Origin of the sequence: Giesbergeria anulus, assembly GCF_900111115.1 — a bacterium.
GTDB classification, from domain to species: Bacteria; Pseudomonadota; Gammaproteobacteria; order Burkholderiales; family Burkholderiaceae_C; genus Simplicispira; species Simplicispira anulus.
In genome coordinates this window covers 43707-62709 of record NZ_FOGD01000003.1, presented here as the reverse complement: position 1 = coordinate 62709, position 19003 = coordinate 43707, and the positions used below count along the sequence as shown (strand labels likewise).

The following is a 19003-nucleotide window of genomic DNA, read 5'->3' as shown; positions in this document are numbered from 1 at the left end:
GGACAAATAGCCGTCCAGTGGGCTGAATGCAGATCAGCAAATCATAAACAGCACCGCCTGCGCAGACTGGCTTGCTTTTTCATACAACGCAGCAATCTGGCGGAAGGTGTCGGCCACTTCTTGCGGGTGCTCTTGCAAATAGTCGCCGTGGTAGAGGCTGTCGTAATCGAGGGTGTCTATGGCCGACTGCAAATCCTCGACAGATACATCTTGAAGCTGATGGGCAATCAGGGGCACACGGGTTTCTGACACCCAGAAAGCACTTTCGCAGCAGTCCAGCGCGATGTCGTGCTCGCCCGTCACATAGGCAATATCAAGTGCATCGCAAAGGGCATTAACACCATGCCAGTGGTCTCCGATGTCTAGCACCAAGGGAGGGTGGCCCAGCAGCTCGCCATGCACAAACAGACATAAATCCTGTTCCCCCGCCAAATGCTGGCGCAATACATCGACAGGTACGACCACAAATTGTCCGGCAATGCTCATCTCATCGTCCTTCAAAAAATGCCGCTCCAGCGGGAGCCACGGGGCTGCGCACAAACCCATAGTGCTGCGCCAGTTCTGCGGCTTGCACCGGCAGCGGCTCCCATTGCCATTGCTCTAGGGCTTCTGCCAGTGCCGCCACGTCTTGGGTATGCACCAGCCCTAGGCCCAAATCGGTCACCAGATAGACTTTGCCTTCTTCATCGAGCAGGCAGGCTTGCGGCTCGGCCAAACGCCCGGTGTGGCTGCGCACGCTCAGGTCGGGCTGCAAACGCCAAACCCACGGCGTGCATTCCAACTCCACATACACGCGCTGCGGCCCATTCTGAAAGAACCATTGCCCCAAAGCATCGGCCTCGTAATTGCGGCCTATAAACTCGATCAGCTTCTCGTGTTGCAACAGCGAGCCTTTGCTCTGCACAAACGGGCCTAAAGCTTGGGCAGCATCGTCGCGCATAAACCAGCGCCCACGCGCATCCAGCCCTAACCAACCATAGCAGTGGGGCACATGGGGCCATTTGACCAAAGCTTGTTGAACAATATCATCCATGCTGCGATTCTGCACCGAGTGCAGAAGGCGGTATCAAGGAAACCACGGTGCCAATCACCAACAGCGTGGGCGGCTTGATGCCATAGCGGCGGGCGGTGGCGTCCAACTCGGCCACGGTAGTGGTGTAAATGGCCTGTTGCGGCCAAGTGGCTTTGTAGATCAGCACGGCTGGGGTATCCGCCGCCAGCCCCGCCGCTTGCAACTCGCGGGCAATGGTAGCAAGCCCGGTAATGCCCATATAGATCACTACGGTCTGGTGCGGTTGCGCCAGCGTTTGCCAGTTCAAATCTACCGTATGGTCTTTGAGGTGCCCGGTGACAAAGGTGCAGCTTTGCGCATGGTCGCGGTGCGTGAGCGGAAAACCAAAACTGGCCCCGGCCCCCAAAGCGGCGGTGATGCCGGGCACGATTTCGACCGGAATTTGCTGTTGCAACAGCACATCCATTTCTTCGCCGCCCCGGCCAAAAACGAAGGGATCGCCACCCTTGAGCCGCACCACGCGCAAGCCTTGGCGGGCCAAATCGACCAGCAACTGGCAAATTTCTTCTTGGGCCAGCGTATGGTTGCCAGCAGATTTGCCGACATAGATGCGCTGTGCCTGCGCGGGCACCAAATCCACAATGCCGGGGCCGACCAGATTGTCATAAACCACGACTTGGGCTTGTTGTAAGCGCCGCCAAGCGCGCAGCGTGAGCAGTTCCAAATCGCCCGGCCCGGCCCCGACCAGCGATACCGTGCCCGGCGCTTGTTCTGACAGCACGGGCATCATGCCGCTGGCCCCTGATGGAAAACGAGTTCTTGCACCGGCTGCCCACCCACCAGATGGTCGGCAATGATGCGATCCATGTTCTCGGACGTGACGTTGTAGTACCAAGTGCCATCGGGCTGCACGCACATCACCGGGCCGCCTTTGCAAGCCGCAAAGCAACTGACCCGGCTGCGCTTGACGCGCAAATCGCCCTTGTCTAAACCTGCCGCCTTGAATTTATCGCCCAAACTATCAAACAGGGCTTGCGCCGCGCCATCTTGGGTGCAGCGCGGGCCGGTACACACCAGCAGGTGGCGGCGGTAGTCACCAATTTTGGGTTTCTCTACGCTCTCAGTGCTCATACTTCATCCTCAGCGGTATCGGTGCTGGCAAGCTCAGAAATCGGCTCCAACAAGGTGGCGCGAATATAGTCGGTGGGCAGCCGGTATTGTTGCGCTAAGGTCTCGATGGCTATGCCCTCGGCATATTGCGCCTGCAAAGTCTCTAGCCAGCCCAGCAGCCCGGTGGACAGCGAGCGCCCGCGTTTTTCGCCATCGCGGGTTTCGCCGTTTTGTTCCAAATCGTATTTGTTGGCGTAGCCGCGTGGCGTGACCATCAAGCCGTGGCGGACAACGGTATTGCTGTTGCCAATCAGCACGGTGCTCAACATACCAATATCGGCCTCGGCCATCTGGTCTAGCGTAGTAAAAACAATGCTCTCGCGGCGGCGGTAGGCACTTTTAACGATAGCCACCGGGGTATCTGGGCGGCGGTGGCGCAAAAACAGGCGCTGGGCCTCGACAATCTGGCGGGTGCGGCGGCCACTTTTGGGGTTGTAGAGTGCCACGACAAAATCGGCCATTGCCACGGCATCCAACCGCCGGGCAATGGTGGGCCACGGCGTGAGCAAGTCCGACAAAGAGATGGCGCAAAAATCGTGCGTCAGCGGGGCACCCACCAGCGCGGCGCAACTATTGAGCGCCGAAGCCCCCGGAATGATTTCTACCTGCACGGAGTCATCGGGCGTCCAACCGGCTTGAAACAGCACTTCGTAGGTGGGGCCAGCCATGCCATACACGCCAGCATCCCCCGAAGAAATTAACGCCACTTTTTTGCCTTGGCGCGCCGATTCCAGCGCCGTCACGGCCCGGTCTAGCTCTTCGGTCATGCTTTTGCGGATGACTTCTTTGCCATCGAGCAGATCGGCCACCAGCTTGATATAGGTGACATAGCCAATTACCGTGTCGGCCTCGATGATGGCTTCGCGGGCGCGGGCGGTCATGTGGGCTGCGCTGCCGGGGCCAATGCCCACCAGCATGATTTTGCCCGCCGTGGCTGGGGCCGTGGTGGTGTCTGGAGTGGGGGAGGTGGTCATGCTGGAGTGGCTTTCTGGGGGCATGGATGGCGACATAGGAGGGTGCAGGCGGGCGATAGACACGGTGGCATTTTTGCCATCAGCGCCGCGCCATTTGTGTTTTTCTAGGCACAAGGCGTGGATGGGGGCGGGCTGTCCCGCTGTGCCTGCGGCCAGCAGGGCAGCGGCCTCACTGACCGAGGGCGTACCGGTGTAACGCAACACGGTGGCACTGGGGTTGGGCACTGGCACCGGGGCCAGTACAGCGGCGGGGTAGAAATGGATAGGGCAGCCCCATTGCTGCGCTAAAGCGAGCAAACAAGGCTCATCGGCTTTGAGGTCAATGCTGGCCAAAGCCACCACATTGCCCACTTGAGCGCCTATTTGGTGCAGCGCTTGGCTTACCGCCTCTTGCAAGGTGGCAAAAGCCGTGCCCCGGTCACAGCCTAAGCCCAACACTAGGGCCGATGCTGTGGGCTGGGTCATGGTGTGGCCTCGGTGGGAGGGCGGTATACCACCAAGCGCTCGGCCCATTGTTGCCATTGCGCTGGGGCAATATCGGCATGGGTAATCCACAGCACAGCGCGGTGGTGTTCGGGGCGCACTTGGTCAAAGCGCTCTAGCAGTTCGATATGGGCGGGCAGCGGTGTCGGGCGTGTCCACCAATCGTGGCGGCCTGCCTCTTGCACCACGGCAATCGGTTCGCCATTGACGACATGGGCCGAGACACGGGTGATGTTGATTTTGGGCGCTTCCACGCGCCAGCCCAAATGGCGGCCCAAAATATCCACTGGAATGGTTTTGCCCACATCAGACGCTGTGGTTAGCACTGGCGTTGCACCCATCAGGTCAGCGACGCGCTCGCTCATGGCATTGGCACCGCCCACATGGCCCGACAGCACCGGAATGACAAACTGGCCCGCATCATCCACCACGGTGATGCCGGGGTCTTCGTCCTTGCTTTTGAGGTGCGGCGCAATCAAGCGCACCACCGCCCCCAGCGAGACAAAAAACACCAACTGGTCGTACTCGGCAAACAGCCGCGCTATTTCATCGCGCAAAGCGCCTTCGTAGGAATGCACCGGCTGGGAAAGGTGGGCAAAGGCTGCGGCAAACTTGCCAGCGGTGCAAATATGGGCTTCGGGCAAGTCTTGCGCCAGCCGGGCAGCCAGTGCCGCCCCATGTTTGGTGATGGCAATGATGCCAATGCGGGGCTGCGCTTTGGCGGGGGCAGACACTACTACCGTGGGATTTTCAACGCTCATGCCATGTTCTCCGGGGAGGTTTTTTTCAGGCAGCCTTTGATGCGCTCGCCACGCACCCGGTGCGGGTTTTTTACGATCAACAATGACAAATAACTCACTTTGCTGCCGCGCAAGGCCAGCAGATCGGTGCCAGACAGGCGGCGCTCGTCCAATGCCCCGACACGCTCAATAAAGTGAGCACCGGCCAACAGCTCTTTGCGCTCCAGCCAGTCCAATAGCTCGTCGAGCAGGGGTTTGATTTTCATGAGCACCAGCGTGTCAAAGTCGGGCAACAGCCGATCCACCGCACTGACACCATAGGCCGCAGGCACAATCGCCACGGTATCGTCTTGCTCGGCAAAAGGCTCGCCCACCTCGGCGCAGGCCGCCGTGAAGGAGTTGACACCCGCAATCACCTGCACGGGCACCAGCTCATCCAAGCCGCGCACCGTGCGTGCCAAATGACCAAAGGTGGCGTAGGTGCTGGCGTCGCCCTCGACCAGAAACAACACATCCCGGCCCGCTTGCAACCAAGGCAGCACCGTCTGCGCCGCCTTAAGCCAAGCGCGGCCCAGCTTTTCGGCATCGTGGGTCATGGGGAACAGCAGCAGCGCGTGCTCTGTGGGCGGGGCTAGTTCTGCCCGCTGCACGATGTCCAAGGCGTAGCTGGGGGTTTTGCCGCTGCGGGCCGGATAGACCCAAACGGTGTCACGGCGTTGCAAGGCCGCCCAAGCCGCACGGGTGATAAGGCCCGGATCACCGGGGCCGAGCGAGATGCCCCACAAGGTGCCTCGGCCTGCGGTAGGGGTTTCAACCATGAACGGCCTCCTGAGTTGTTGCTTGTGCGCAAACCAGCCACACTGGGTTTTCTGCCGCCATGCGATGCATGTGCAAAATCGGTTTGCTGCGGGCAGCCTGCAATTGCAGAACATCCCACGCTACGTTGGCCGCAGATTCCAGCGTTTGGATGGCGGTGCTCAGGTTTTCCAGCGTGACAAAGTTCATCACCAAGCGCCCGCTGGGGCGCAGGCGGCGCAGCACCAAGGTGATGAGTTCGGCCAGCTCTCCACCAGAGCCGCCGATAAACACCGCGTCGGGGTCGGGCCAGCTCTCTAAGCCTTGCGGGGCTTTGCCCCAATGCAGGCTGTAGTTGCTCACAGCAAAGGCGGCATGGTTGCGTGCGGCAATGGCGTGGTCGGCCTCGTTTTTCTCCATCGCATAAACATGGCCGCGTGGGCACAGCCGCGCTGCTTCTAACCCCACCGAACCAGAACCTGCACCGATGTCCCACACCACACTGTTGGCGCGCAGTTGCAGCCGCGCCAAACTGACGGCGCGCACTTCCTGCTTGGTAATCAAGCCTTTGTCGGGTTGGCGTTGTTGGTAGGCCGCATCTTCTAGCCCAAAACGCACTGGCTCCGGCTGTAACCGGGTGCGCCACAGCAGCACCACATTGAGCGGGGCAAACTGCATCTGGGCCGCCGCCTCTGGCGATAGCTCGGCCAACACCCGCTCGGTAGGTTGCAGCAGATTTTCGGCCACGGCCATCTGGAAGTCTTCGCCCAAACCTTCGGCCAGCAGCAAGCGGGCAATGCGATCCGGGCTATTGGCCGGGCTGGTGAGCACCAGCAGGCGCTGGTGGGCGCGCAAAGCCTGCGCCAGTGCATACAGGCCATGTGCGGGGGTGCTGCCGCGCACCCACTCCCCGGCATCTTGGCTATGCACCGAGACAATGCGCGCATCTTGCCATGCCAGCCCAATGCGAGCACAAGCCAATTGCAAGGTAGAAAGATTGGGCAGAATATCCAGCGCTTGCACGCACAGGTGCTGCGCCAAAAACGGTGCAATACCGTGGCAGAGGGGATCACCCGTAGCCAACACCACGCTGCTCTGGTGAGCTTGGCGGGCGCTACGCACCCAATCTGGCACGGCACGCAGTTGGCCGGTCAAGTCGTGCAACACGGCACCGGGCTTGAACTCTTGCGCCAGCAGCGCCAAGGTACGGGTGCCACCAATCACCACATCGGCGCTGCGCACATGGGCCAAAGCGGTAGCGTTCAGACTGGCGATACCGTCATCAAGCACGCCAATCACGCGGCAGGGGTTGGGGTCTTTGTCGCGGGGTTCCATCAGGTATCCAAAGTCGAGGCGGCAGGGGCACACAGCACATCGGCCACCTTGTTGCCAGAAAAATCACACACCAGCACGCGCAACTGAAAGGCGTTGCCGTAGCGCCCGGAGGCGGTCAGGGTGTTGATGGCGCTTTGCGCCAATGCGCGGTGGAATGGCTCGCCCAAGCCACGCTCGACCATCAGTTCAGCGCCAAAACGGGCGGTTTCGGCTTGGGCAATGGCTTGACAGTCGGCCTCGTTGGCACCCACTTGGCGGGCAATGCGGGCCACCAGATCGGTATCGACCTCGGCGCGGTTGGCGTGGGTGATGGTCTCGCCTTGGGCCATTTTGGTGAGTTTGCCCACCATCACGCCCAACACCACCAGCGGTATGCCTTGTGCCACCACCTCATCCAAGGCGTAGCGCAAAAAGTCGCCCATCTGGATAAAACAAGCCGCAGGCAAGCCGGGCTGCTCGCGGCGCAGTTCGGCCATGGCAAAGCTCTCGGTGCGCCCGCCGGTGGTCAGGGCCACCATGCCATGCCCCAGTGTGGCCGCCACCCGAACGCCCTGCACCACACTGGCCCGCCATGCGGCTGTGGAGTAGGGTTTGACGATGCCGGTGGTACCCAAAATGCTGATGCCGCCCAGAATGCCCAGCCGGGCATTGGTGGTTTTTTTAGCCATTTGCTCGCCACCGGGCACGCTGATGGTCACTTCTAAGCCCTGTTCGGCCAGCAGGCCGGGGGCAGCTTCGCGCAGATTGTCGAGGATGTTTTTCCGGGGCACCGGGTTGATAGCCGGGCCGCCTACCTCCAGACCTAGCCCCGGCATGGTGACGGTGCCAACGCCCGTGCCAGCGCAATAAACAACGGTACCGGGCTGGTCAGGCAACAGGCGTACATCGACGGTCAGGTGGGCACCATCGGTGCAATCGGGGTCATCGCCCGCAAACTTGACCACCACGGCATGGGCGCTGTGCTCATCACAGCGGCCCTCTTGCACAGCAAACCGAACACGGTTGCCATTGGGCAGCAGGCTTTCTATCTCCGTAGGCACCTCACCGCTGACGATGCCCAAGACGGCAGCACGGGCTGCCGCCGCCGAGCAAGCTCCGGTGGTAAAGCCGGTGCGCGTACCGCGTGGGGTACTTTTTTCCATCACCAAACCTTATGCGTGCATGGCTAGTTGCGCCTTTTGCTGCGCTTCGGCCAGCGCCAGCAGGGCGTGCAAGGCAGCCACCACCAAGGTAGAGCCGCCCTTGCGGCCCCGAATCACGATCCAAGGCACCTCGTTTTGCAGCGCGATCAGGTCTTTTGACTCCGCCGCCGCCACAAACCCCACCGGCATTCCCACCACCAACGCTGGGCGCACGCCTTCTTCTTGAATCAAGCGCACCAGTTCAATCAGGGCCGTGGGCGCATTGCCAATGCCGACGATGGCCCCTTGCAGCAAGCCTTGGCGATGGGCTTTGCGCATGGCCTGCACGGCGCGGGTGGTGTCTTCGGCTTGGGCTTGGGCAATGACATCGGCATCGCTGATGAACTGGTGGGTTTTCATGCCAAAGTGGGCCAGACGTGGTGCCGACAACCCAGAGCAGATCATCTCGACATCGGCCACCACCGGGGTGCCACCGCGCAGCATCGCCGCCACGCCAGCAGCCACGGCTTGCGGGTGAAAATCCGTTAAACCATTAAAGTCAAAATCGGCATTGGCATGGATCATGCGCCGCACAATCGGCCACTGCGCCTCGGTGTAGGTGTGGGGGCCAACTTCGGCATCAATGATGGAAAAGCTGTCGTGCTCAATCACTTGCCCAGCGCGGGTGAGCTGTTCGGTCACGGTGTTGATGGTGCTCATGCCAAGGCTCCTTCCAGTGCGCCATGCAGTTGCACCACAGCGGGCCCAGCATGGGTGTGTTCATGGGAATGGCCGTGGCCCATGTCGTGGGCGATTTCGCGGAAGCTGCAACCATCGCAGGCCATCTTGCTCTCTGGGGTGCCCGCTTGCAGGTCGGCCACCCGTTGCTCTAGCAGGGCAAAAATTTCTGGCTCAAAGCCAAAATGCGTGCCGCAGACAAAACGCAGTTGCGGATACTGTTGGCGCAGATGCTCGACTTGGCGGTGGATGCGCTGCATCAGGGTGCCGGTATACAGGTAGTAGGGCAACACCACCACCTGCCTGATGCCAATCAACGCTTGGCGCTGCACCACACGCTCCAAGCGCGGAAAGGTGATGCCGGTAAAGGCCAGATCAACCATTTCGTGGTCGCCAGCCTCTTGCAACCAGCGCGCCATTTTGGCCATATCGCCATTGGCAGCACGATCCGACGAGCCACGCCCCAGCAGCACCACGCCGGTGGTGGTGGGGTCGGGCATATCGAGGGCGCTCATGGCTTGGCGCAAACGGCGCTTCAAAATACTCAGAATCGGATCGCAAGCGCTCAGGTGGGGGGCGTACAAAAACTCTACTTGTGGCGCATGGGCGCGGGCGTGTTCAATGGCTTCGGGGATTTCCATTTTCACGTGCCCAGCCGCATTGAGGATCAGCGGCACCACAATCACGCGCCGCGCCCCTTGAGTGGCTGCCAAGAGGCCATCGTGCAGGGAGGGCGGTGCAAACTCAATAAAGCAGACTTCAATACGCCAGTCGGGGCAGCGCACGCGCCATTGTTCGGCAAAGGCCAAAATCTCTTGGTTGCCGGAGGCTTCACGCGAGCCGTGGCCCACAAGCAAGATGGTGTCGGATAAAGCGCTCATAACGTGGCCTTTCGAAAACGGTGGGTAAATGCGGGGTCGTAGAGCTTGGAGCGGGCCAGCGTTTCCCAGTCGCGTGCGCCCAAGGTGGGGCTGGCCACGATCATGGCTTGGCTGACGATGCCCGCCTCACGGCAGCGCTGGCGGATATCGGCCAGCGTGCCGCGCACGATCTTTTCTTCATTGGGCCAACTGGCTTTGTGTACCACCAGCATGGGCGCATCTTCGGGCCAGCCAGCGGCGCGCAGCCCGGCCTGCACTTTGTGCAATAACGTGATGGACAGAAAAATGCACAGCGTGGTGCGGTGGGCAGCCAGTGAGGCCAAATCCTCTCCGGGAGGCATGGGGGTGCGGCCCTCTACGCGCGTGAGAATCACGCTTTGCGTGACTTCGGGCAGGGTCATGGATTCACCCGCTGCCGCCATCGCCGCCATCGCCGAAGAAACGCCCGGCACCACCGCCCACTCAATGCCCGCCACATTCAAAGGGCGGGTCATTTCGATCAAGGCACCATACAGGCCCGGATCGCCGGTTTGCAGCCGCACCACGGTGGGGTGCTGCTGTGCTTGCTCCATCAGCCATGCGGTCATTTCTTCCAAGGTCATGTCCTTGGAATCGCGAATCAGGCAACCGGGTGGAGCGTATTGGGTGGCCGCTTGGTCTACCAAAGAACCGGCAAACAGCACCGCACCGGCTTGGGCCAGCAGGTTGCGGCCCTTGACGGTAATGAGTTCTGGGTCGCCGGGGCCAGCCCCGACAAACCAAATTTTTCCTAGAGATGAACGGCTCATGGGGCCAACTTTCCTGCAATCGGGGATGCAACAGTCAATGGGGTGGAGGGAGGCAGTGCCGCCAGCACGTCCTCCACGCTGCGCAGGAGCGGGTGTGCTGGCAACAAGCCGCGCCCAACAAGGGCGGTGTGCAAACGCACGGCAGTGGGCAAGGGTTGGGCGGCAGCAGCCAGCGCATCGGTGTTTTGTGGCAGCGCCGTGGCCGCAAACGAGCCGACGCAGCGGCCTGCGGCCATGAGGTGGATATCGTCAGCCCAGCGGTAGGCAAAATCCATATCGTGCGAAGACAGCACCACCGTGACGTCTTGGGCGTGCAAACGGTCGAGCAGCGCGGCCAGTTCAGTTTGCATGGGCATATCCAGCCCGGCCATTGGCTCATCGAGCAGCAAGGCACGGGGCTGCATCGCCAACACCCCGGCAATACACACCCGTTTTTTCTGGCCGAAGCTGAGTTCATGCACTGGCCTGTCAGCGTGGGCGGTCATGTCCACGGCCTCTAGGGCTTGTGCTACGCGCTGGCGCACTGTGGCCTCGTCCAGCCCCAGATTGAGCGGCCCAAAAGAGACATCTTCATAGACATGGGCCGAGAACAATTGCCGATCCGGGTTCTGAAACACCATGCCCACCTGCTGGCGCACAACTTGCAAACCGCGCCGTCGGTAGTCCATCAAGGCACCATCCACATGGACAGCACCTGCCGCCGGGCGCAACAAGCCGTTGAGGTGTTGCAGCAAGGTGGTCTTGCCGGAGCCGTTCGGCCCCAAAATGGCATGGCGACCGGCACGGCGCAGGCTCATCGAGCACGCTTGCAAGCCGGATCGGCCATCGGGATAGCGGTAGTCCACCTGCTGCAGTTCAAACATAACACTCATGGCAAGCACCTTGCGAGCAGCAACAGCCCCAACCCGGCCACCACGCCGATGGCGGTGTCGCGGCGAACATGGGCAAAATGGGGCGTGAGAAAGCGCAAACTGCCATCACTACAGCGGGCATCAGCGGCCCACTGCAAACCCCGCGCCCGCAGTGCCACCTGTGCGGCCAAACTGCCCACCAGCAGCCCCAGCGAACGCATAGAGCGCCCATAACTGCTAAAACCCAGCCGTGCCGTTTGGGCAGCCAGCGTGTCGTGGCACGATTCAGAGAAAACAAAAATCAGCCGATAGCACAGCACCATCAGATCGAGCAGAATTTCTGGCAGCCTGAGCTGGCGCAGGAGCGCCATCAGATGTGCCAATGGCGTGGTCAGTACCAGCGTCAACAGCGCTGACAGCGCCGCCACCGACCGGGCCGTGACCATCGCCACCTCCGACAGCGCATGGGGCGCCATACGCCAAGCCAGCGTCCCGCCCGGCTCCCACGCCACTGACACCAGCAGCGAAGCCCCCGACAACAGCAAAAACCCCAGTGGCCCCGCCGCTACGCGCAGGTACAAACGCAACGGCACACCTGCCCCGCGCCACACCACCAGCACACCCACCAAGGCCACGCCCAGTGCAGCGCTAGGCGTTCGTGCCGCATAGGCAGCGACCAACGCGGCCAAGGCAAAAATCGCCTTGGCGCGGGGGGTGACGTGGCTCCAGTGGTTGTGGTAGGCCGCTCGTTCAATCCACACGGCCAGTAGCCTGTGTAGACGGTGCATCAGCTTGGGCTTGGCGCAGCTTCTCCCGCGTGATGGAGGCCCCCAGCCAGTACCCAATCACCCCAGCGCCTAAAGCGGCCTGCAAGGCAAATAACAGCGAGGCGATTTCGCCACTAGCAGGTTCTATCAACGGCTTAAACCACGCTTGGTAGTGCGGTGCAATGGTTTGGATCAGGTTTTGTGCTTGGGCATCGGCACCACCAAAAGCTTCAGTGCCTTGGGCAGGCTCGGCCACCCACCACAGCGGAAAGACGGTCAGCAACAGCACCGCCGCCGCGAGCAACCAGTTAGACTTTTTCATGCGCGTGCCTTGGCGGGTTGGAGCAGGTGCATGCCGCGCATCTCCTCTTGGTTAAAGCGCTGCAAGGCGTTCATCACCAGCACGGTGAGCAAGCCTTCACTGATCGCCAACGGAATTTGGGTCAAGGCAAAAATCCCGCCAAACTTGGTCAAAGAACCCACAAATCCGCCCACTGGATCGGGAAAGGCCCAAGCCAACTGCACTGAGGTCATCAGGTAGGTAGCCAAATCGCCCAAACAGGCGGCCAAGAACACCCCCGCCACCAAGGGCAAACCCAATGCCCTTGCCAGCCGAAACACCGCGTAGGCGCAAAACGGCCCGACGATGCCCATCGCAAACAAATTAGCCCCCAACGTGGTTAAACCACCATGCGCCAGTAGCAGGGCTTGGAACAGCAAGACGACAAAGGCAATCGGCACCATGACCCAAGGGCCAAACAACAACGCACCCAAGCCTACGCCCGTAGGGTGGGAGCAACTGCCTGTGACAGAGGGCAACTTGAGCGCCGAGAGCAGAAAACTGAAAGCAGCCGCCACGCCCAACAACATGCGCCGCTCAGGGTGCTGTTGAACATCGCGGCGCACGGCATACAGTCCATAAGCCAAGAAAGGAGCAGAGGCGACAGACCAGCCCAGCGCGTGCTCCAGTGGAAGAAAGCCTTCCATGATGTGCATTCGAATCCTCCCGTCGAATGGTTCATAAGAACACCATGCGGGGCAGAAGAAAGCAAGCAAACACCTTAAGCGGAGCCGGGGCGATTGCAGGCAGTTTTCCCGTCACCCCGGGGAATGGTGCTGACATTTTTTCGGGCCGGTCTTCTGGCTCACCATCATTCTTGTCCGCGCCTTCCCATGTTCAATCACACAGTGGCATGAGCGGAGGCGTCTGGCTTACAGCAGCGGGGGCTGCGCCGGAATGGCTGCAATGTGCAGCGTCACCGGCTTCCCGTTTAACGTGTTCTCTTTGACTGGAGAGTTCACGCACCCGAATTTTGATTGTATCGTGTGTATGTGGGGCAGGCAGCCTTAGCTGCTGCGTCCAATAGCCCCAGTGGCGCGCAAGCGTGTGCGCTCGGCTTCATCTATGCCCAGCTCCTGCAACACCTGATCGGTGTGTTGGCCCAAGGCTGGGGGTGCATAGCGCAGCACTGGCGGGTTGGCCGACAGCCGCAGCGGGCTGGCAACGCCCGCAATGCGCTCAATGCCATCGCCCGCCGCACGGGGCAGCTCTACCCGCAAGCCACGGGCTTGCACCTGTGCATCGTCAAAGGCCTCGGCAATGGTGTTGATGGGGCCGCAAGGCACGGCTTTGTCTTCGAGCAGGGCAATCCATTGCGCTGTGGTGCGGGTGCGGGTCACGGCTTGCAGAGCGGGGATCAGCTCGGCCCGGTGCTGCACGCGCAGGGTGTTGCTGGCAAAACGCGGGTCTTGCGCCCACTGTGGCTGACCGGCAGCGGCACAAAAGCGGGCAAACTGGCCGTCATTGCCAATCGCCAGCAGCATAGAGCCATCTTGGGTGGGAAAATCTTGGTACGGTGCCAAGCTGGGGTGGCTGTTGCCTTGACGGCTGGGGGCTTGTCCGGTGGCTAAAAAGCCCGCCGCTTGGTTTGCCAAAATAGCCATGCCCACATCCAGCAAGGCCATGTCGATATGCTGGCCCCGGCCTGATTGGTGGCGCGCTTGCAAAGCCGCCAAAATGGCATTGCTGGCATAAACGCCGGTAAACAGGTCAATCAGCGCCACGCCCACGCGCAGCGGGCCACCGCCGGGTTCACCATCGGCGCGGCCTGTGATGCTCATCATGCCGGTCATGGCTTGCACCATCAGGTCGTAACCGGCGCGTTCGGCATAGGGGCCATCTTGGCCAAACCCCGTGACCGAGCAATAAATCAAGCGAGGGTTCAGTGCGCTGAGGCTGGCGTAATCCAGCCCATAACGGGCCAGCCCACCCACCTTGAAGTTTTCTACCAGCACATCAGCCTGCAAGGCCATCTGGCGGATGAGTTGCTGGCCGTCTTTAGTCGCCATGTCGATGGTGACGGAGCGCTTGTTGCGGTTACAAGCGGTAAAGTAGCTGGCTTGATCGGTATCGTTACCGTGGGCATCCTTGAGAAAGGGCGGCCCCCAGTGGCGGGTGTCGTCACCCATGCCGGGGCGCTCCACCTTGACCACGTCAGCGCCCAAATCGGCCAGCATTTGCGTACACCACGGCCCAGCCAGCACCCGCGACAAATCAAGCACTTTCAAGCCCGCCAGAGCACCGGCAGGCGTGGAGGGGGGAAGGGAAGGGTTCATGGCGACGCTCAACGCTTTTAGTTGGCAAAGGCCGGGATGCCGGTTTGGGCACGGCCCAAAATCAAGGCGTGGATGTCGTGTGTGCCTTCGTAGGTGTTCACCACTTCCAAATTGACCAAGTGGCGGGCTACGCCAAACTCATCACTGATGCCGTTGCCGCCCATCATGTCGCGGGCCAAGCGTGCAATGTCCAATGCCTTGCCGCAGCTGTTACGCTTGATAAGCGAGGTGATCTCGACCACGTTTTGGTGCTCATCTTTCATGCGGCCTACGCGCAGGCAAGCTTGCAAGCCAAGGGTGATTTCAGTTTGCATATCGGCCAGCTTTTTCTGGATGAGCTGGTTGGCGGCCAAGGGGCGGCCAAACTGCTTGCGATCCATCGTGTACTGGCGCGACATTTGCCAGCAAAATTCTGCCGCCCCCAGCGCACCCCAAGCAATGCCAAAGCGGGCGCTATTGAGGCAAGTGAAAGGGCCTTTGAGGCCGCGTACTTCAGGAAAGGCGTTTTCTTCGGGCACAAACACGTTGTCCATGACGATCTCGCCAGTGATAGAAGTGCGCAAGCCCACCTTGCCGTGGATGGCCGGGGCCGACAGGCCCTTCCAGCCCTTTTCTAGGATAAAACCACGAATCGGGCCGACAGCACCGCCTTCAGACACCTCTTTGGCCCAAACCACAAACACATCGGCCACCGGGCTGTTGGTGATCCACATTTTGGCCCCGGTGAGCTGGTAGCCGCCATCCACCTTTTGCGCACGCGTGACCATGCTATTGGGGTCGGAACCGTGGTCAGGCTCGGTCAGGCCAAAGCAGCCGATGTACTCGCCGCTGGCCAGCTTGGGCAGGTATTTTTGCTTTTGCGCCTCAGTGCCAAACTCGTGGATCGGCACCATCACCAAAGAGCTTTGTACGCTGGCCATCGAGCGGTAGCCCGAATCGACGCGCTCGACTTCGCGGGCAATCAAGCCATAGCTGACGTAGTTAAGGCCGGGGCCGCCGTATTGCTCCGGGATGGTGGGGCCGAGCAAGCCCAATTCGCCCATCTCGCGGAAGATGCTGGTGTCCATCTTTTCGTGGCGGAACGATTCGAGCACGCGCGGGGCCAGCTTGTCTTGGCAGTAGGCGGCGGCGGCATCGCGCACCATGCGTTCTTCATCGGTCAATTGCTGATCGAGCAAGAAGGGGTCGTTCCATTGAAAGCTGTGGCTGGCCATGTTGTCTCCTGAAAAGTAAAGTTTGATGTGCCCATTTAGCATGAATGATGGGCGAGTGCTGCATCGTATCTTTACAAATAGCTTCTATGCAAACGAAAATGCAGCATCCAGTTATGCGTTTTTATCATCTTTAACCATGCGCCGCACCCTGCCCTCTACCCAAGCTCTGGCCTGTTTTGAGGCTGCCGCCCGCCACGAAAGCTATACCCGCGCCGCGCAAGAGCTGGCCCTGACGCAAAGCGCGGTATCACGGCAAATTTTGTCGCTAGAAGAATTTTTGGGCGTGTCGTTATTTCGGCGCACGCGCCACGGCGTTGCCCTGACGCCAGCGGGCAGCCATTACGCCCGCCAAGTCGGCCAACGCTTGCAAGCGCTAGAGCGCGACACCCTAGAGGTGATGGCGCACCAAGGCCACGGTGGTGCCCTGTCCCTCGCAGCGGTGCCCACCTTTGCCACCCGCTGGCTGATTCCGCGCCTGCCGCAATTGGCCGCCCAGCACCCCGACATCGTGGTGCACATCGACACCCGCACGCGGCCCTTTTTGTTTAGCGACACCGGGTTCGATGCCGCGCTCTATGCAGGCACCCCTGAGCAGGTGATCCAATGGCCCGGCACCCAAGCGCAATTGCTGTTGCACGAAGATGTAGTGCCGGTGTGCAGCCCACGCCTGTTAGAGGCTGCCGCGCAGCGCGGCCTAGGGCGCGCTTATCAGCCCGTGGCCGCGCAAGCCTTGGCGCAGTTGCCGCTGCTGCAACAAAGCACCCGCCCCTATGGCTGGCGGCAGTGGTTTGAAGCTATGGAGGTAGAGGCCCCCCATGCCTTGGATGGGCCACGCTACGAGCTGTTTTCGATGCTGGCAATGGCGGCTACGCATGGCTTGGGTGTGGCCTTGATGCCACCGCTGCTGATTGAAGCCGAACTGGCCCGTGGCGAACTGGTGGTGGCCTGCGCCCAGCCGCTGCGCGGCGAGCGGGCCTACTACCTGATTCACCCGGCGCAAGCACCCTCTGCGGTGCTGGCCGCCTTTAGTGCGTGGCTGGGGGCTGCGGCTGCACAGGCTGTAGCGGCTGGGGTTTAAGCGGCAGCAGCCGCCTGCTGTTCTTCGGGTGGGTCGGCCAACTCGTGGGCAATGCGCACAACGCACAAACCCATCCTCTTGGCGACAAAGGCTGCCTGCACGTCGATATCCAACTGCCAAGCCGAACGCTCTATCATTGTGGCCTAGGCAAACGCACCATGCCCCCTCAAGCGTTTTGCAGGCGCTGGTACTTCTGCCACAGGGTGTCACGGCTCTCGGTATGCTGCGGATCAACCGGAATGCACGACACCGGGCACACCTGCATACACTGTGGCTCGTCAAAATGGCCCACGCATTCGGTGCAGCGGCGGGGGTCAATCTGGTAAATCTCTGGCCCCATGAAGATGGCATCATTGGGGCATTCAGGCTCACACACATCGCAGTTGATGCACTCGTCGGTAATCATCAGCGCCATCGGGCACTCCAAGCAAAGGCAAATTTCATGGCCACGATTATCCAGTGGCCTACACACTGGCCTAGCCCCTCGGCCTAGAAGCCGCCACCACGCATAGGGCCGTTTTGCCGCTATGCTGCCTGCCCCAATCTAACTGCCTCGCTATGGGATTTTTTCTGCTGCAACGCCTTGCCATGTTCTCACTCACACTGCTGGGCGCTTCTGCGGCCATCTTTGGCGTGCTGGATGTGCTGCCGGGCAACGCAGCTCAAGTGCTGATGGGGCCAGATGCCGACCCTGATGCTGTGGCCGCCCTGAGCACCGAGCTGGGGCTAGACCAACCCGTGCTACAACGCTACGGCCAATGGCTGGCTGGTGTGTTCACCGGCGATTTGGGCCAAAGCTATTCCTACAGCACCCCAGTAGCAGAGTTACTGCTGGAGCGGTTGGCCGTGACCGTGCCCTTGGCCATGCTGGCCATGATCCTTTGTACAGCACTGGCGTTTGCGGCGGGCCTGTACGCTGCCGCCCGCCACCGCCGCTGGGATGCCGCAGCGGTGATGGGGCTGGTGCAACTGGGCATGGCCGTGCCAGGCTTTTGGCTGGCGATGGGCCTAGTTTGGCTTTTTTCTATCCAACTGCCTTGGCTGGCGGCGGGGGGCTTTCCGGGGTGGACGGCTGACGAAGGCGGGGGCTTGTGGCCTGCCCTGCAAGCGCTGCTCTTGCCCGCCGTGGCGCTGGCGGTAGTGCAAGGGGCCATTTTGGCGCGCACACTGCGCTCGGCCTTGCTTGAAGTGCTGCACGAAGACTTTGTGCGCACGGCGCGGGCCAAGGGGCTGTCTTATCAGCAGGTGCTGTGGCGTCATGCACTGCGCAACGCTATGGTTCCGGTGCTCACGGTCATGGGGTTGCAATTTGCCAACTTGCTGGCGGGGGCCATCGTCATTGAAAATGTTTTTCAGTTGCCCGGCCTAGGGCGGCTGCTGTTTCAGGCCATTGCCAATCGCGATTTGATCGTGGTGCGCAACGGCGTGCTGCTGCTGGCAGCCTTGGTCATTGTGGTCAATGTGGTGGTCGATATCCTGTACGCCCTGATTGATCCACGCCTGCAAAAGCACTCGCGCTAACGCCGTTCTGCCGTGAACCCTCCTGCCTCCTTGTCTGCCCCTGCTGCACCGCGCCCACCGTCTTGGCGCAGCCACTTGCGCCAGCACCCCAGTTTGGCCTTGGGCATGCTGCTGGTGTTGCTGTGGCTACTAGCTGCTGCATTGGGTCAGCTGTGGACACCCGGTTCACCCTACGAGGTCAACTTATCTATCAAGCTGCTGCCGCCCAGCGGCCAGCATTGGCTGGGCACCGACGCCTTGGGCCGTGATGTAGCCTCGATGTTGCTGCTGGGGGCGGGGCAGTCCCTGATCGTCGGGCTGGTGGCAGTGGGCATCGGGTTAGTGCTGGGCACCGCACTGGGCCTGCTGGCAGCAGCATGGCGCGGCTGGATAGAACAGATGGTGTTGCGCATCGCCGATTTGGCCTTTGCCTTTCCGGCGGTGCTGCTAGCGATTATGCTCACCGCCCTCTACGGCCCCAGCATGGTCAATGCGATGGTGGCAATTGGCATCTTTAATATCCCAGTCTTTGTGCGCGTGGCGCGGGCTTCGGCCCGTGTAGTCTGGACACGCGATTTCATTTTGGCCGCACGGGTGTGTGGCAAAGGGGGCTGGCGCATCACCTTTGAGCATGTGCTGCCCAATATCGCCCCAGTGCTGCTGGTGCAGGCCACGGTGCAGTTTGCGCTAGCTATTTTGGCCGAGGCAGCTCTGTCTTATTTGGGGCTGGGCACCCAGCCGCCCGAACCCTCATGGGGCCGAATGCTCACTGAGGCCCAAACCCTGCTCTGGCAAGCGCCGCTGCTGGCCCTGTGGCCCGGCTTGGCTATCGTGCTGACCGTGTTGGGGCTGAACCTGTTGGGCGATGGCCTGCGCGATGCCCTAGACCCGCGTCTTTCGAGTCTAGGCCATGAAGAGGCCGAGTGACAATGGCTTGGGG

General features: G+C 61.1%; 23 protein-coding genes, 1 pseudogene and 1 riboswitch. Of the genes and pseudogenes, 3 read left to right on the top strand and 21 right to left on the bottom strand.

What is annotated here, in order from left to right; genetic code table 11:
- Positions 1–33: 33 nt before the first annotated feature.
- The 19 genes and pseudogenes from BMX55_RS07170 to BMX55_RS07085 form a co-directional block, all read right to left on the bottom strand.
- Entirely contained in the window at positions 34–486 is a 453-nt protein-coding gene (locus BMX55_RS07170) for a DUF1877 family protein (protein ID WP_177172847.1), read from the bottom strand.
- Between the two features lies 1 nt (position 487).
- Positions 488–1033 carry a DUF2946 family protein gene (locus BMX55_RS07165; RefSeq protein WP_091455123.1) on the bottom strand — a complete coding sequence of 182 codons (546 nt, stop codon included), beginning with the start codon at positions 1031–1033 and terminating at the stop codon, positions 488–490.
- Positions 1026–1802, bottom strand: coding sequence for a uroporphyrinogen-III C-methyltransferase (gene cobA / locus BMX55_RS07160; RefSeq protein WP_091455120.1), 777 nt, complete (start codon positions 1800–1802; stop codon positions 1026–1028). The genes BMX55_RS07165 and cobA overlap by 8 nt, the downstream gene beginning before the upstream one ends.
- Positions 1799–2143, bottom strand: coding sequence for a (2Fe-2S) ferredoxin domain-containing protein (locus BMX55_RS07155; RefSeq protein WP_091455118.1), 345 nt, complete (start codon positions 2141–2143; stop codon positions 1799–1801). The genes cobA and BMX55_RS07155 overlap by 4 nt, the downstream gene beginning before the upstream one ends.
- Positions 2140–3156 (bottom strand): precorrin-3B C(17)-methyltransferase, encoded by a 1017-nt coding sequence (cobJ, locus tag BMX55_RS16560; protein ID WP_425432060.1) that lies wholly within the window; start codon positions 3154–3156, stop codon positions 2140–2142. The genes BMX55_RS07155 and cobJ overlap by 4 nt, the downstream gene beginning before the upstream one ends.
- A gap of 63 nt (positions 3157–3219) precedes the next feature.
- A pseudogene (locus BMX55_RS16555) lies at positions 3220–3621 on the bottom strand (cobalamin biosynthesis protein); the annotation flags it as partial.
- Positions 3618–4400, bottom strand: coding sequence for a cobalamin biosynthesis central domain-containing protein (locus tag BMX55_RS07145; protein WP_091455112.1), 783 nt, complete (start codon positions 4398–4400; stop codon positions 3618–3620). The pseudogene BMX55_RS16555 and the gene BMX55_RS07145, both read right to left, overlap by 4 nt.
- Positions 4397–5197: a precorrin-2 C(20)-methyltransferase gene (gene cobI / locus BMX55_RS07140; protein ID WP_091455108.1), complete on the bottom strand. Its 801-nt coding sequence runs from the start codon at positions 5195–5197 to the stop codon at positions 4397–4399. Before cobI ends, BMX55_RS07145 begins: the two co-directional genes overlap by 4 nt.
- On the bottom strand, positions 5190–6509 hold the full coding sequence (gene cbiE, locus BMX55_RS07135) for a precorrin-6y C5,15-methyltransferase (decarboxylating) subunit CbiE (RefSeq protein ID WP_091455104.1): 1320 nt from the start codon (positions 6507–6509) through the stop codon (positions 5190–5192). The genes cobI and cbiE overlap by 8 nt, the downstream gene beginning before the upstream one ends.
- Positions 6509–7651, bottom strand: coding sequence for a cobalt-precorrin-5B (C(1))-methyltransferase (locus tag BMX55_RS07130; protein WP_091455101.1), 1143 nt, complete (start codon positions 7649–7651; stop codon positions 6509–6511). The genes cbiE and BMX55_RS07130 overlap by 1 nt, the downstream gene beginning before the upstream one ends.
- A 9-nt stretch (positions 7652–7660) precedes the next feature.
- Positions 7661–8350 (bottom strand): precorrin-8X methylmutase, encoded by a 690-nt coding sequence (locus tag BMX55_RS07125; RefSeq protein ID WP_091455098.1) that lies wholly within the window; start codon positions 8348–8350, stop codon positions 7661–7663.
- Positions 8347–9249, bottom strand: coding sequence for a sirohydrochlorin chelatase (locus BMX55_RS07120; RefSeq protein ID WP_091455095.1), 903 nt, complete (start codon positions 9247–9249; stop codon positions 8347–8349). The genes BMX55_RS07125 and BMX55_RS07120 overlap by 4 nt, the downstream gene beginning before the upstream one ends.
- Positions 9246–10037 carry a precorrin-4 C(11)-methyltransferase gene (gene cobM, locus BMX55_RS07115; protein WP_091455092.1) on the bottom strand — a complete coding sequence of 264 codons (792 nt, stop codon included), beginning with the start codon at positions 10035–10037 and terminating at the stop codon, positions 9246–9248. Before cobM ends, BMX55_RS07120 begins: the two co-directional genes overlap by 4 nt.
- Entirely contained in the window at positions 10034–10909 is an 876-nt protein-coding gene (locus tag BMX55_RS07110; RefSeq protein ID WP_091455089.1) for an energy-coupling factor ABC transporter ATP-binding protein, read from the bottom strand. Before BMX55_RS07110 ends, cobM begins: the two co-directional genes overlap by 4 nt.
- Positions 10906–11676 carry a cobalt ECF transporter T component CbiQ gene (gene cbiQ / locus BMX55_RS07105; protein WP_218144466.1) on the bottom strand — a complete coding sequence of 257 codons (771 nt, stop codon included), beginning with the start codon at positions 11674–11676 and terminating at the stop codon, positions 10906–10908. Before cbiQ ends, BMX55_RS07110 begins: the two co-directional genes overlap by 4 nt.
- On the bottom strand, positions 11639–11977 hold the full coding sequence (locus tag BMX55_RS07100) for an energy-coupling factor ABC transporter substrate-binding protein (protein ID WP_091455085.1): 339 nt from the start codon (positions 11975–11977) through the stop codon (positions 11639–11641). Before BMX55_RS07100 ends, cbiQ begins: the two co-directional genes overlap by 38 nt.
- Positions 11974–12651: an energy-coupling factor ABC transporter permease gene (locus tag BMX55_RS07095; RefSeq protein ID WP_091455082.1), complete on the bottom strand. Its 678-nt coding sequence runs from the start codon at positions 12649–12651 to the stop codon at positions 11974–11976. Before BMX55_RS07095 ends, BMX55_RS07100 begins: the two co-directional genes overlap by 4 nt.
- A 117-nt stretch (positions 12652–12768) precedes the next feature.
- Positions 12769–12980: riboswitch (cobalamin riboswitch) on the bottom strand.
- A 22-nt stretch (positions 12981–13002) separates the two neighbouring features.
- Positions 13003–14271 (bottom strand): CaiB/BaiF CoA transferase family protein, encoded by a 1269-nt coding sequence (locus BMX55_RS07090; RefSeq protein WP_091455080.1) that lies wholly within the window; start codon positions 14269–14271, stop codon positions 13003–13005.
- 17 nt (positions 14272–14288) lie between these two features.
- A complete protein-coding gene (locus tag BMX55_RS07085; protein WP_091455077.1) occupies positions 14289–15485 on the bottom strand; it encodes an acyl-CoA dehydrogenase in 1197 nt (398 codons plus the stop codon).
- Between the two features lie 136 nt (positions 15486–15621).
- On the opposite strand from BMX55_RS07085, the gene BMX55_RS07080 reads away from it, so the two are divergent.
- A complete protein-coding gene (locus BMX55_RS07080; protein ID WP_091455074.1) occupies positions 15622–16563 on the top strand; it encodes a LysR family transcriptional regulator in 942 nt (313 codons plus the stop codon).
- Here BMX55_RS07080 and BMX55_RS16405 read toward each other — a convergent pair.
- Positions 16560–16700 (bottom strand): hypothetical protein, encoded by a 141-nt coding sequence (locus BMX55_RS16405; RefSeq protein ID WP_177172845.1) that lies wholly within the window; start codon positions 16698–16700, stop codon positions 16560–16562. The genes BMX55_RS07080 and BMX55_RS16405 overlap by 4 nt on opposite strands.
- A gap of 29 nt (positions 16701–16729) precedes the next feature.
- Positions 16730–16978 carry a YfhL family 4Fe-4S dicluster ferredoxin gene (locus BMX55_RS07075; protein ID WP_091455072.1) on the bottom strand — a complete coding sequence of 83 codons (249 nt, stop codon included), beginning with the start codon at positions 16976–16978 and terminating at the stop codon, positions 16730–16732.
- A gap of 143 nt (positions 16979–17121) precedes the next feature.
- On the opposite strand from BMX55_RS07075, the gene BMX55_RS07070 reads away from it, so the two are divergent.
- Positions 17122–18084 carry an ABC transporter permease gene (locus BMX55_RS07070; RefSeq protein ID WP_091455069.1) on the top strand — a complete coding sequence of 321 codons (963 nt, stop codon included), beginning with the start codon at positions 17122–17124 and terminating at the stop codon, positions 18082–18084.
- A 12-nt stretch (positions 18085–18096) separates the two neighbouring features.
- Positions 18097–18990 carry an ABC transporter permease gene (locus tag BMX55_RS07065; RefSeq protein WP_425432053.1) on the top strand — a complete coding sequence of 298 codons (894 nt, stop codon included), beginning with the start codon at positions 18097–18099 and terminating at the stop codon, positions 18988–18990.
- The last annotated feature ends 13 nt before the right edge of the window (positions 18991–19003 follow it).